Raw genomic sequence first — 12,481 nt, 5'->3', positions numbered from 1 at the left:
CGTTGGTACAATCGGCCACGTTGACCACGGTAAAACAACTTTAACTGCTGCAATTACAGCTGTACTTGCTAAAAAATACGGCGGTCAAGCTCGTGCATTCGATCAAAACGATAACGCACCAGAAGAAAAAACACGTGGGATTACCATCAACACTTCACACGTTGAATACGATACACCAACTCGTCACTACGCACACGTAGACTGCCCAGGCCATGCTGACTATGTTAAAAACATGATCACTGGTGCGGCACAAATGGACGGTGCTATCTTAGTAGTAGCAGCAACAGATGGTCCTATGCCACAAACTCGTGAACACATCCTTTTAGGTCGTCAAGTAGGTGTTCCTTACATCATCGTATTCTTAAATAAATGTGATATGGTTGATGACGAAGAATTATTAGAATTAGTTGAAATGGAAGTACGTGAACTTCTATCTCAATATGATTTCCCAGGTGATGATACACCAGTCATTCGTGGTTCTGCGCTTAAAGCGTTAGAAGGCGATGCAGCATGGGAAGACAAAATTGTTGAATTAGCAGAAGCATTAGATAGCTATATTCCAGAGCCAGAGCGTGATATCGACAAACCATTCCTATTACCAATTGAAGACGTATTCTCAATTTCAGGACGTGGTACAGTAGTAACTGGTCGTGTTGAACGCGGTGTAATTAAAGTTGGTGAAGAAGTTGAAATTGTTGGTATCAAGCCAACCACTAAAACAACTTGTACTGGTGTTGAAATGTTCCGTAAATTACTTGACGAAGGTCGTGCAGGTGAAAACGTTGGTGTATTACTACGTGGTACAAAACGTGAAGAAATCGAACGTGGTCAAGTACTTGCAAAACCAGGTTCAATCACTCCACATACTGATTTTGAATCAGAAGTGTATATTTTAAGCAAAGATGAAGGTGGTCGTCACACTCCATTCTTCAAAGGTTACCGTCCACAGTTCTACTTCCGTACAACTGACGTAACTGGTACTATCGAATTACCAGAAGGTGTAGAAATGGTAATGCCTGGAGATAACATCAAAATGACAGTATCATTAATTCACCCAATCGCAATGGCAGACGGCTTACGTTTTGCGATTCGTGAAGGTGGTCGTACTGTTGGTGCGGGTGTTGTTGCTAGAGTTATTAAATAATCTAGTATTAGCTACCAATAGAAAGGGTATCAATAGATGCCCTTTCTTATCTAGTCTGTTTAGCAAAATGTTTTTGATAAAAGAGCATTTTGGAAAATAGATATTACTATAAATAACATAATTATGGGTTTTATATGCTAGTAAGTAACGAGAGTCAAGATTCAAATACTATTCTAGACAAATTTAAATGGTGTTTAGTTTTAGTATTGATTGCATTTGTTGTTTGGGGAAATTTTTATTTTGCTGAACCAAATGATATATATCAACCTAATACAATCGTTCGGATTATTGCAGTTGTTGTAATTTCGTTATTAACGCTGTTAATTGCGATTACAACAAACATGGGTAAGTCATTTTTGTTATTTTTACAAGAATCTAGAAAAGAATTAAGAAAAGTTGTATGGCCAACACGTAAAGAAACAGCACAAACAACTTTACTTGTTGCAGCTATTACACTTTTTGTTGGTTTAGCGCTTTGGGGGATGGATACAGTATTCCGTTTAGTCATCTTTTATTTAACATCAATAGGGCGTTAATATGAGCGAAACACAACAAAAGCGATGGTATGTTATTCAAGCTTATTCTGGGTATGAAGCGAGGGTTGCACAATCATTACGTGAATACATCAAATTACATAATATGGAAGATGCATTTGGTGAAGTTTTAGTACCCACTGAAGAAGTTGTTGAAATGAAAAGTGGTCAACGCCGTAAAAGTGAACGTAAATTCTTTCCAGGTTATGTGCTAGTTGAAATGATGATGAATGATGCGACTTGGCATTTAGTAAAAAGTGTACCAAGAACAATGGGCTTTATTGGTGGTACTTCGGATCGACCAGCGCCTATTAGCCAACGTGAAGTTGATGCTATCATGAATCGTTTACAACAAATAGGTGATAAACCACGCCCTAAAACACTATTTGAACCAGGTGAGCTTGTTCGTGTTAACGAAGGTCCATTTGCTGACTTTAATGGTGTAGTTGAAGAAGTTGATTACGAAAAAAGCCGCTTGAAAGTATCGGTTTCTATTTTTGGACGTTCAACGCCTGTAGAACTAGATTTTAGTCAAGTTGAAAAGAGCTAATCTTTTGATATAGTTTTTCACTGAATTAGCTGTATCTTTTACAAAACCACAAGAGTCTATCTTGTGGTTTTTGTTTTTATGAAAGAAATATAATGCCTTTCGAGAATTTGAAAATAATAGTTCTATTTCTAATATATTTTATTAAAGTGAGTCACCAAGGTAGATAAAACCACTATCGGATCATAATTTAATTTATTATTAATATAATACAGGCAATCTATTCTTTTTTAGATTTTTTTATTATTTTACCCATATCAAAGTGATATCCCAACCAATAGTTAGGCCAACGTGCTTCGATTCTTATATTATTAACTATTAAAGCAACCATGACTAATAAAACCGAACCTATAAGTACTGGTGTTATCAAGAATGAATAGTCAGTAATTCCAGACATCATGATTAGAATAGGGTTTGCACCAGCTGGAGCGTGAACTACACGTAGTAACTGCATCAATGCGATAGATGTCCCAACTGCTAATGCTATCGGTATAATTCCATTACTAAATAAATTAATGAACAACACACCTATAAAAGACGAAATAAAATGCCCTCCTATAACACTTCTTGGTTGTGCTAATGGAGATTTAGGTGCAGCAAATAACAAGACGCATGTTGCACCAAATGGAGCCATAATTGCTAATGTACCTCCCCACTGAGTGATTACGAGCAAAGTTAAAATCCCTAAAGCACCCCCAATAAATCCTCTCAATATAGCTACTGCGTTAGGTTTAGGTGACATCACCTCTCCTTCTTTTAATTTTTCTAGCATAAATTTCTCCTGTTTGGTTAATGTGGGATTTTAATAAAACTAGTAAGTCTATTAAGTAAACTGTATCGTTTACTTAATGTATATTTATTAACTATAAAGGTCAAACATTATTTATAATTAACTATATTAGAGTTGTTGTGATAGAATCAAAAATATTCTAGCAATTACAAATAATAAAAAATGAAATTGAAGCCTGAAATTGTTGATATGATACTTGCTGCGGCTGAATCGCTGTTTAATGAATATGGTTATCATCCTGTTAGTTTAGAGCTTATTGCAGAAAATGCAGGTGTATCAAAAAGAACATTATATAAATATTTTGGTGACAAAAATGGGCTTGTAAGTAAAGTGTTACTTAGGCGGAATGATTGTTTTAAAAAATCACTTACAGATGTTATCGCTGTTTTTTCTGAAAAAAAAGACAAAATCAATGCAATTATTTCATGGCATATAAAATGGTTTAAGAATGATAATTACCGTGGTTGTATGTTTGTACGAGCCAAGTCTGAATATAACAATAAAAGCGAAGAAATATGCGCTATTGTTAGTGAACATAAAAAGTGGATTCAAGATAGGATTTTTGAATGTCTAGGAGGCACAAAGTCATGTGAACAAGCATCTTATCTAATTATGTTAATACTTGAAGGTATGATATCTTGCACATCCGTTTTTGGTATTGAGGGATATGATTTTGAACAGGCAAAAATGTACATCTATGATATCATTGATAACATTGGCGAAGATAACCTATGATTTAAATAGCTGGCTTATAGACAATGGATAGCCATTACCTCAAGCCTATTAACCGAAATGATCAATTTAATCTAAGTTAAACGATTCCAATTGTTGTTGTAATTCTAACCATTGTAGTTCTGTTTCTTCTAATTGATTTTTAAGTTGGCTTTGCTCTAGTAACAAAGTTGTAAGTTCGTTTTTTTTGCTCGCATCATAGATTGCAGGATCAGACAGTTGTTCTTCAATTTGCTTTAATTGATGGGTTAATTTATCAAGCATCTGTTCTTCTTTTTGTAACTGTTTTTTTATTGGCTGCATTTGTGCACGTAATTCAGCTTGTTTACGTTTTTGCTCTTTACGATCTTGAGCTGATATATTACTTGTATTTTCTTTTTTTGGTGAATTTATTTCGTCATTTGATTGGTTATCATCTTTTTGTGCTTCGGCTAACCATTTTTGATAATCATCAAGATCGCCGTCAAATGGTTCAACTTTATGATCATGGACTAAATAGAATTCATCGGTGGTCGAACGTAGTAAATGGCGATCATGTGACACCACAACTAATGCACCATCAAAATCAATTAGCGCTTCAGTCAATGCTTGTCGCATATCTAAATCTAGGTGGTTAGTTGGTTCGTCTAATAAAAGAAGATTTGGTTTTTGCCATACAATTAAAGCCAAAACAAGTCGCGCCTTTTCACCACCCGAGAAAGTTTTAACTGGCTCGGTGACTTTGTCGCCTTGAAAATCAAATCCACCTAAATAATTACGTAGTTCTTGCTCTGTATTTTTCGGTTCGGCAAGTTGCGTTAAATGCCAAAGTGGTGACTCATCGGGGCGTAGATATTCTAATTGATGTTGAGCAAAATAGCCTAATTGAACACCTTTAGCGAGATTAATATGGCCTTCTTTAGGTGCAAGTTCACCAGCTAGTAATTTAATCAGTGTTGATTTACCTGCACCATTGCGTCCTAATAAGCCAATGCGTGAACCAGGGACTAAATTAAGCTTAATTTTTTCTAGTATAATTTTATCATTATAACCCGCTACAACTTTTTCCATCCTTAACAAAGGACTTGGTAAGAATTCTGATGGTTTAAAGCTAAAATGAAATGGGTTATCCACATGTGCAGGAGCAATCATTTCCATTCTTTCTAACATTTTTATACGGCTTTGCGCCTGTTTAGCTTTTGTAGCTTTGGCTCTAAATCGATCAATATAATTTTGTAAGTGTGCAACTTTAAGTTGTTGGCTTTCATAGAGTGATTGTTGTTGTGCTAACTTTGTAGATCGCTGAATCTCAAATGAAGAGTAGTTACCGGTGTATTCAAATAAACTTTTTTGTTCAATATGAATAATTTTATTGACTAAAGGATCTAAAAAATCACGATCGTGAGAAATTAAGATTAAAGTTCCTTGATAGTTGCTTAGCCATTTTTCAAGCCAAATGACAGCATCTAAATCAAGGTGATTGGTTGGTTCATCAAGCAATAATAAATCAGAACGACACATTAACGCTTGTGCCAAATTCAATCGCATTCGCCAACCACCGGAATAGGATTTAACAGGTGACATTAATTGCTCATTAGAAAACCCCAATCCATGTAATAATGTTGCAGCTCGTGCACGAATTGTCCATGCATCTATGGTATCAAGCTTTTCATGAATGACCGCAATTTGTTGACCATTATTTTGCTCATTGGCAATATTTAACTGCTTTTCTAATTGACGATATTCACGATCGCCATCAATCGCATATTCAATCGCAGGAATATCCAAGGCTGGTGTTTCTTGATTGACCCAAGCCAGTTGCCAGTGAGATGGAACACTCAATGTGCCTGCATCAGCTTGGATTTCACCTTTAATTAGCGAAAAAAGGGTGGATTTTCCGCAGCCATTTTTACCCACTAACCCCACTTTTTGTTGAGGATTAATGGTTGCCGATGCATTATCTAATAGCAGGTTAACGCCACGGCGCACTTGGATCGAATCAAAAACTATCATGATATTTATGTCTATTATTCAAAATAAAGTAGGTTAATAAAAATTGTTTTAATCATCTAAAATCAGGAACGTTATAAAACAATCAATTTAAACAAAAAAGCCCTTTGTTGAAACGAAAAGGGCTTAAATTTAATTATTCATAGGCCTATTTTTTAATTGCTGATAAAGCACGACGGATAAAGAACGTACATATACCAACAAAAACAAAGAGCCCTAAAAGTTGCGGTAACATACCTAAATCGAACGGTATTGCGAGTGGAGCATCATTTCCGCCATTGGTGATGCTAATCACAATTACAATAGCCAATAACACGCCAACTAAGCTCTCGCCAACAATCAGGCCCGATGCAATTAGCGCCGCTTTACGATCAACTTTTTGGTATTGTTCTTCTGGATCTAAATTTTGCGCTTGGGCTTTTTTGTACGCATTACGTTTAATTATCCATGATAAAAAAGTACCAATAATAATTGGTGTTGTAATGCTTGGCGGTAAATAAATGCCTAACCCAACAGCAAGAGCAGGTATGCGAAAATTAGATTTATTTTGGGCAAGAATTAAATCAACAATAATAATAGCAGCGCCTAAAGCAAGTCCTATTAAAATCATCGTCCAGTCAAGTTGATGAGCAAAAATTCCCTTAGCAATTGTTGTCATCAGTGTTGCTTGTGGTGCAGCTAAAACTTGGCTTACATCCATATCTTGGCGAGGTAAAGCGCCAGTAAAGCCATAAGCGTTATATAAAATTTCTAAAATAGGCGCAATAACAATTGCACCAACAACACAGCCAAGTAATAATGCGACTTGTTGTTTCCAAGGGGTAGCATTAACCAAATGACCTGTTTTTAGGTCTTGTAAATTATCATTTGAAATACAAGCGATCGCTAATACAGCACTGGTTGTAAAGAGCGCAAGTGCGGTTGCAAAATTAGAACCTTCAATAGAAGATAGCATACCATTAGCTTCGCCTAAACCTAATAAGATCAATGAAATGACAACCACAGCAACAATTGCTATTCCTGATATTGGGCTTGCTGATGAGCCAACAAGTCCAGCCATATAACCACAAGCGGCAGCCACTAAAAAACCCATAATAAAAGCAAATAATACAGCGCAAAAAACTAATGTCCAAGCGACGCCTGCTGATAACCCACTATTGCCAATGAAGCTATAAAAAGTCACTAACAAAATAGCTAACATACTGCCCATAATGACTAAAATAGTTTTAGGTGATAAATCCCGCTCGGTTGATGCAATATCACTGTCAGACGCATCTGAACGCATACTTTTAAACGAGATTTTTAACCCTTCGGCCATCGGTTTGATTAACGTGAGTAATGTCCAAACGGCTGCAATTGCGATTACCCCTGCACCAATAAAACGAATATCTTTTGCCCAAAATCCCATAGCAACTTCAGATAACGGTTGACTAGTATCATAATCGGTAATTGCACTTAAAATTGGAACGCCAAATACCCAACCAATAATAGTACCAATTAAAATAGCAATTCCAGACATAATTCCGATTAAATAACCAGCACTAAGTAAAGCTAATGAGAACCCCATAGGCAGTTGAAAAATAAACTTACCAGCAGTAAACCAATAAGCAGTGCTTTCTGATAACGCACGAAAACCATTAGTAAAAAGGCTAACAATGGATGCAATCACGCCACCAAATAAAATATCTTTTAGCCCATCATTAGCTTCATTATTATCGGTTTTAGAGCCAGCTTTTAAAATTTCAGCGGCAGCCACACCTTCAGGATAAGGTAAATTACTTTTAACGACCATTACATGACGTAAAGGAATTGAAAATAAAACCCCAAGCATTCCGCCTGCGGCACATATTGCAAAGGTTAGCCAAAAAGGAAAGTGTTGCCAATAACCAATCATTAACAACCCTGGTAGCACAAAAATAATTGAAGATAAAGTGCCAGCTGCTGATGCCTGAGTTTGCACCATATTATTCTCTAAAATAGTTGAACCTGAAAACAGTTTCAATACAGCCATTGAAATTACTGCAGCAGGGATTGCTGACGAAAAAGTTAATCCAACTTTTAAGCCAAGATAAACATTCGATGCAGTAAAAATAACAGTAATAAGAGCGCCGAGAATGGTACCTCTTAAAGTAAGCTCGCGTAAATTATTCATATTGTTTAATAACGTTAAATTAATAAGCAGGTATTATATACTTAATTCACATTTATCGGCTAGAAGTTCCGTCTTTAAGGCTATTTTTACAATTTATATTATTATTTTTGGTGAAATAATTATCAATAATAGCAAAATATATAAGCGCCAATGTTTAAAAGAGTAACCGTTTTGCTATGAAACCATTTACAATAGTTCAATCAATAATTGATTTATGAGAGATATTTTGAACGCATTACGACGCTTACAAGCCATAACCAAACAACTTCGTGATCCTGTTAATGGTTGTCAATGGGATCGGCAACAAACTTTTGCATCACTAAAATTGTATACTTTAGAAGAAACCTATGAAGTTTTAGATGCAATTGATAAACAAGACATGGATGAGCTAAAAAAAGAACTTGGTGATCTACTATTTCACATTGTCTTTTATGCTGATTTAGCCCAAGAACAAGGAAGCTTTAATTTTGATGAGATTTGTTTATCGGTTGTAGATAAATTAGTTTATCGTCATCCTCATATTTTTACTGAAAATAAGACTAAAAAAACTAACTGGGAACAACTTAAACAAAAAGAACGAAACCAAAAAGCGCAATACTCATTGCTTGACGATATACCCCAAGCAATACCAGCGTTAATGCAAGCAGAAAAAATTCAAAAGCGTTGTGCCTCGGTTGGTTTTGATTGGCATGATATAAAACCTGTGCTTGATAAAGTAAAAGAAGAAATTGGCGAAGTCGAGCAAGAATTAGAACGCACTAAACAAGATCCACAAAAAATTGAGGAAGAACTTGGTGATTTATTGTTTGTGACCGTCAATTTAGCTAGGCATTTAAAGGTTAAATCAGAACTCTGTTTACAGCAAGCCAATAAAAAATTTACCCGACGATTTCAACAAGTAGAATCGATACTCAAACAAAAAAACTTATCTTTAATTGATGCAACGCTTGAACAAATGGAAGACGCGTGGCAAAGTGTTAAGCAATTAGAACAGATTAAACTCAATAGCGAAGTGAATAAAAATGACTGAACAAAAAAATGAATTATATCAAGAGATCGAAGCATGGGCACAAAATGCGATATTAAATAGTCCAAAATGGAGCATTAATCAGCTCGATTACTCTGAAAAAAGTATTACGGTTGTTGAAATGATCATCAGTGAGCTGGCTGAAAAAAACTTTAGCATTCCAGAAGAACAACTCAACATGATATCGCAAGAATACGGATGTTATTTATTGCTCACCGCCCATAAAATATACGGAGGTGAATTTTATTGGAACGAAGAATTTCAACAACCCATGTTAATTTGCTGTGAACCTGATGCCATGATAGTCCTCATGACATGGAACAAAGTAAAAGGACGATTAGTAGGGGATAAAGCCGATCATATTGCTTATTTCTTAGATGAATTTGGCAAAGCTACTTTTCAACCCGAAAAAGGCACTCATGTGGTTTACTTGTAATAAAAATAATCATTCTTAAAATTCTTTACCAATAAAACTAAGCAAGTAGATAAATATTAACAAACTTTACATTACTGAATTGGATGGAGATTGAAAGTGAATTACAAACTTTATATAGGCAATAAAAACTATTCAACGTGGTCTATGCGCCCTTGGGTTGTAATGAAACACTTTGGTATTCCTTTTGATGAAAAGTTTGTTAGATTTGATAATCTTGACGATAAATCTGCTTTTAAAGCAACAGTATCCTCAATATCAAAATATGGTACAGTACCAATTTTAGTTGATAATGATGTGGTGATATCTGATTCTTTGGCTATTTGTGAATACTTGGCTGAAAAACATCCCAACTTAGCTTTATGGCCGATAGATACTAAAAAAAGAGCTAATGCTCGCAGTTTAGTGGCTAAAATGCATTCAGGATTTTCTGCTATTAGAAAACATTTACCAATGAATATTGAAGCTGAGTTTTTCGAAATTGGGCAAATTATTTTACGTGATCATGCTGATGTCAAAAATGAAATTTCTCTTGTTGATGAATTATTATCTTCTTTCTTAAATTTTAATTTACCTCAATCTAACTACTTATTTGGTGAATTTACTATTGCTGATGCTTTCTATGCACCAATGTGTTTAAGACTAAAAAATTTCGGTATCAAAACATCGGCAACGTTAACCAACTACATTAACACTATTTGTCAAACTCATAGTGTTAAAGAATGGATAAGTGAGGCAATGCAAGAAAAAGATTTTATTGTGGTGGATGAACCTTATCGTCTACACCGTTAATTAACAAATTCTAAGATATTTTTAAATTACTCGTGTGATAGCCTCGAATCTTTGAGGCTAAACAGATACTTTGTACACTAAAAGCAACGTTATTACTGTCCAAATAACTTAATTATTCATAAATAGTTGTTAATCGAGAAAATCTTGTTCTTAATGAAATATAATCTTTTGAAAAATAATTAAATTTAATTTCTATCTCTTGGTTTATTAATTTAAATTTCATAATAACATAAGGATGAAAATCAAATTTAATAGTAAAATGAGGATGAGAATTAAATTTAGCAGAGAATAAATCATCATAATTAAGCCTTGATACAATTTTATTTGTATCTTTATCTGTAAAGCAGATTTGTTTGTTCATTCGATCAAAATACATAAAATTTTCGTAGGTTTTATCGCAATAAAAATTTGAACGCACAAACTCATCCTTAAACTCACTTTTAAAAATTGTAATATGTTTATTAATAATAATATTTGTGTATTTAATAAATACCAGATAGTAAGCTAAAACGCCAATAATGATAAATATGAGTCCAATATAATAATTTTTGAATAAAAAACTGCAAAAAGAAAAGGCCCCCAAAAGTGGCAAACATCCGCCAGCAATAAATCTTGTAATTGAAAATAACATCTATATCTCCTTTGTATTATGTGTAAATTATACCTGGATTCAAACATGAAGTGTAATTTTAAAAACGGTATGGTTTAGAACATTTTGGTCTTTTACGCAAGTTAATAATATCAGTGATATTGTCCAAATTAGGTTATTTTTATGCAAAATTTCATAATGCCTAGCGACACCTCCCTGATTGAAATACTAAACAGTTTTAGTTATCGACAGTCGATAATGTGCAAAAAATTCCCTATTCCTAAAGTTGAATTATTTTCATCTTTACATTTCTTTACAAAAAAGTCCGCCAAAAAACTAGCCAACAATTTTTAAAATGGTTATACTTTTATCGCTATAGGAAAACAAGCTTATTAAATAAGCAAATAATTATAAAAATTTAAATAAAACAAATAATTACTTGACAGGTTAACCATAATGCATTATCATTTTAGACACCAGACACCAGACACCAGCACTGGCAAACCTATGTCTTAAATTTATTAAATAATCTTATTCGACGTGTTTTTACACTAAGCTCATTTATACCTTCCAAATTATTTCTCAACGAATTATCGAAATTATCGTTCAAATCACCTAAAACAGCTTTGCTAGTATTAGCACTGTTATTATTGTCATCGTCATGGAATGTTCAGGCGAATGGTAAAAAGGCTCGAGCGGGTAATCGTAGTGATGCAATAATAATACCGTCGCCAGTTATCAATTATGCAAGGCCGAATCTACATGTGGGTACGGGCTTATCCGCAGGCCCAGCTGACATATGGAATCCTGATAAGGGCTTTTTAGTACAATCAATCAATCCTGAATCATACAGCCTAAATTTTCCGACTACAGGTGCGCATAATTTATATTTTGATTTACTCATAAGTGGAGTAGATATAAATGAATTGACATGGGAACCCGTTACTTTGGGGGGAATCACTGCAACAGTGACAAATGTTGTAGCTAATGATAGGTGGATTCCTCAAGAAGATAAAGGAGAAGTAGTTGTACGCGTTAAGCTAACAGGTCCAGAGGCAAGAAATCAATGGTACAATCCTCATCCTAACCCAATTGCTATGCCACAGTTACCACAGACGTTTGAGTTAGTGGGTAGTGGATCGGCTACACTAAATCATACAACTTTTTTAAGGGGTAAGGTAAACTTATCACAACTAAAAAAGGAACAAATATGAATAAGATTAAACGCAAAAGACGAACATTCACAGATGATTTTAAACACCAAATGGTCAGTCTTTATCAACATGGTAAATCACGTAGTGAAATCGTTGCCGAATATGATTTGACACCATCAGCTTTGGACCGTTGGATAACGCAAGCAAGCCAAAGCGGCTCATTTAAAACAAAAGATAATCGCAGTCCACAAGAACAAGAGTTAATCGCATTGCGTAAAGAGCTTAAACAACTCCGTATGGAAAACGATATTTTAAAGCAAGCAGCACTGATAATAGGACGAAAATCGCTATCCTAAAAGCAAATCGACATCGTTATAGCATAACAAAGCTATGTCAATATTTAGGATTATCAAGACATTATGCTTATTATCAGTGTAAATTGAATAGACAAAAATCAGTAGGGCTTTATGCCAATAAAATCGTGACGCTATTTAATCAGAGCTATCAGTCTTATGGTACAAGACGAATTCGTTTTGATTTACAGAAAGAGAATATTTGGGTGTCACGCCGTTACATTGCTCGGGTGATGAAAGCCTTAT

Annotated in this window: 14 protein-coding genes; 10 read left to right on the top strand and 4 right to left on the bottom strand. The window is 34.7% G+C overall.

Annotation, left to right across the window (positions count from 1 at the left end):
- The 3 genes from tuf to nusG all read left to right on the top strand — a co-directional run.
- Positions 1 to 1,144 (top strand): elongation factor Tu (gene tuf, locus A9G38_RS09260; protein WP_065623250.1); only part of this gene is annotated, 1,144 nt, incomplete at its 5' end.
- Positions 1,145 to 1,278: 134 nt separating this feature from the next.
- On the top strand, positions 1,279 to 1,680 hold the full coding sequence (gene secE, locus A9G38_RS09255) for a preprotein translocase subunit SecE (protein WP_034913628.1): 402 nt from the start codon (positions 1,279 to 1,281) through the stop codon (positions 1,678 to 1,680).
- A 1-nt stretch (position 1,681) separates the two neighbouring features.
- The gene (gene nusG / locus A9G38_RS09250; RefSeq protein ID WP_034913625.1) at positions 1,682 to 2,227 is read left to right on the top strand and encodes a transcription termination/antitermination protein NusG; all 546 of its coding nucleotides are present in this window, start codon (positions 1,682 to 1,684) and stop codon (positions 2,225 to 2,227) included.
- Between the two features lie 217 nt (positions 2,228 to 2,444).
- Here the strand turns inward: nusG and A9G38_RS09245 are convergent, their stop codons facing one another.
- Positions 2,445 to 2,996, bottom strand: a complete 552-nt coding sequence (locus tag A9G38_RS09245) for an HPP family protein (RefSeq protein WP_051634259.1) — start codon at positions 2,994 to 2,996, stop codon at positions 2,445 to 2,447.
- Between the two features lie 180 nt (positions 2,997 to 3,176).
- On the opposite strand from A9G38_RS09245, the gene A9G38_RS09240 reads away from it, so the two are divergent.
- Complete coding sequence (locus A9G38_RS09240) at positions 3,177 to 3,749, top strand: TetR/AcrR family transcriptional regulator (RefSeq protein ID WP_034913623.1); 573 nt, start codon at positions 3,177 to 3,179, stop codon at positions 3,747 to 3,749.
- A 66-nt stretch (positions 3,750 to 3,815) separates the two neighbouring features.
- Here A9G38_RS09240 and A9G38_RS09235 read toward each other — a convergent pair whose 3' ends face one another.
- Positions 3,816 to 5,738, bottom strand: a complete 1,923-nt coding sequence (locus tag A9G38_RS09235) for an ABC transporter ATP-binding protein (protein ID WP_034913620.1) — start codon at positions 5,736 to 5,738, stop codon at positions 3,816 to 3,818.
- A 145-nt stretch (positions 5,739 to 5,883) separates the two neighbouring features.
- Positions 5,884 to 7,887 carry an OPT family oligopeptide transporter gene (locus A9G38_RS09230; protein WP_034913617.1) on the bottom strand — a complete coding sequence of 668 codons (2,004 nt, stop codon included), beginning with the start codon at positions 7,885 to 7,887 and terminating at the stop codon, positions 5,884 to 5,886.
- A 226-nt stretch (positions 7,888 to 8,113) separates the two neighbouring features.
- On the opposite strand from A9G38_RS09230, the gene mazG reads away from it, so the two are divergent.
- The 3 genes from mazG to A9G38_RS09215 all read left to right on the top strand — a co-directional run bounded on the left by mazG (position 8,114) and on the right by A9G38_RS09215 (position 10,139).
- The gene (gene mazG / locus A9G38_RS09225) at positions 8,114 to 8,917 is read left to right on the top strand and encodes a nucleoside triphosphate pyrophosphohydrolase (protein WP_202961574.1); all 804 of its coding nucleotides are present in this window, start codon (positions 8,114 to 8,116) and stop codon (positions 8,915 to 8,917) included.
- Complete coding sequence (locus tag A9G38_RS09220) at positions 8,910 to 9,350, top strand: hypothetical protein (protein ID WP_034913613.1); 441 nt, start codon at positions 8,910 to 8,912, stop codon at positions 9,348 to 9,350. The genes mazG and A9G38_RS09220 overlap by 8 nt, the downstream gene beginning before the upstream one ends.
- A gap of 96 nt (positions 9,351 to 9,446) precedes the next feature.
- Entirely contained in the window at positions 9,447 to 10,139 is a 693-nt protein-coding gene (locus A9G38_RS09215; RefSeq protein ID WP_034913610.1) for a glutathione S-transferase family protein, read from the top strand.
- A 112-nt stretch (positions 10,140 to 10,251) separates the two neighbouring features.
- Here the strand turns inward: A9G38_RS09215 and A9G38_RS09210 are convergent, their stop codons facing one another.
- Complete coding sequence (locus tag A9G38_RS09210) at positions 10,252 to 10,770, bottom strand: hypothetical protein (RefSeq protein ID WP_034913606.1); 519 nt, start codon at positions 10,768 to 10,770, stop codon at positions 10,252 to 10,254.
- A gap of 584 nt (positions 10,771 to 11,354) precedes the next feature.
- On the opposite strand from A9G38_RS09210, the gene A9G38_RS09205 reads away from it, so the two are divergent.
- The 3 genes from A9G38_RS09205 to A9G38_RS12925 all read left to right on the top strand — a co-directional run.
- Entirely contained in the window at positions 11,355 to 11,942 is a 588-nt protein-coding gene (locus A9G38_RS09205) for a hypothetical protein (RefSeq protein WP_176713255.1), read from the top strand.
- Positions 11,939 to 12,238 carry an IS3 family transposase gene (locus tag A9G38_RS09200; protein ID WP_034885636.1) on the top strand — a complete coding sequence of 100 codons (300 nt, stop codon included), beginning with the start codon at positions 11,939 to 11,941 and terminating at the stop codon, positions 12,236 to 12,238. The genes A9G38_RS09205 and A9G38_RS09200 overlap by 4 nt, the downstream gene beginning before the upstream one ends.
- A 125-nt stretch (positions 12,239 to 12,363) precedes the next feature.
- The coding region (locus A9G38_RS12925) for an IS3 family transposase (RefSeq protein WP_442902855.1) at positions 12,364 to 12,481 on the top strand (118 nt) is incomplete at its 3' end.

This window comes from Gilliamella sp. Imp1-1 (genome assembly GCF_001690415.1).
Lineage (GTDB): Bacteria > Pseudomonadota > Gammaproteobacteria > Enterobacterales > Orbaceae > Gilliamella > Gilliamella bombi.
The sequence above is the reverse complement of the archived record's forward strand: the minus strand, read 5'-3'. Positions and strand labels throughout refer to the sequence as shown.

What these genes read in the sequence shown, in the direction of transcription:
- secE (WP_034913628.1), top strand. Translation starts at nt 1,279, where the DNA reads ATGCTAGTAAGTAACGAGAGTCAAGATTCAAATACTATTCTAGACAAA.
- nusG (WP_034913625.1), top strand. Translation starts at nt 1,682, where the DNA reads ATGAGCGAAACACAACAAAAGCGATGGTATGTTATTCAAGCTTATTCT.
- A9G38_RS09245 (WP_051634259.1), bottom strand. Translation starts at nt 2,996, where the DNA reads ATGCTAGAAAAATTAAAAGAAGGAGAGGTGATGTCACCTAAACCTAAC.
- A9G38_RS09240 (WP_034913623.1), top strand. Translation starts at nt 3,177, where the DNA reads ATGAAATTGAAGCCTGAAATTGTTGATATGATACTTGCTGCGGCTGAA.
- A9G38_RS09235 (WP_034913620.1), bottom strand. Translation starts at nt 5,738, where the DNA reads ATGATAGTTTTTGATTCGATCCAAGTGCGCCGTGGCGTTAACCTGCTA.
- A9G38_RS09230 (WP_034913617.1), bottom strand. Translation starts at nt 7,887, where the DNA reads ATGAATAATTTACGCGAGCTTACTTTAAGAGGTACCATTCTCGGCGCT.
- A9G38_RS09220 (WP_034913613.1), top strand. Translation starts at nt 8,910, where the DNA reads ATGACTGAACAAAAAAATGAATTATATCAAGAGATCGAAGCATGGGCA.
- A9G38_RS09210 (WP_034913606.1), bottom strand. Translation starts at nt 10,770, where the DNA reads ATGTTATTTTCAATTACAAGATTTATTGCTGGCGGATGTTTGCCACTT.
- A9G38_RS09200 (WP_034885636.1), top strand. Translation starts at nt 11,939, where the DNA reads ATGAATAAGATTAAACGCAAAAGACGAACATTCACAGATGATTTTAAA.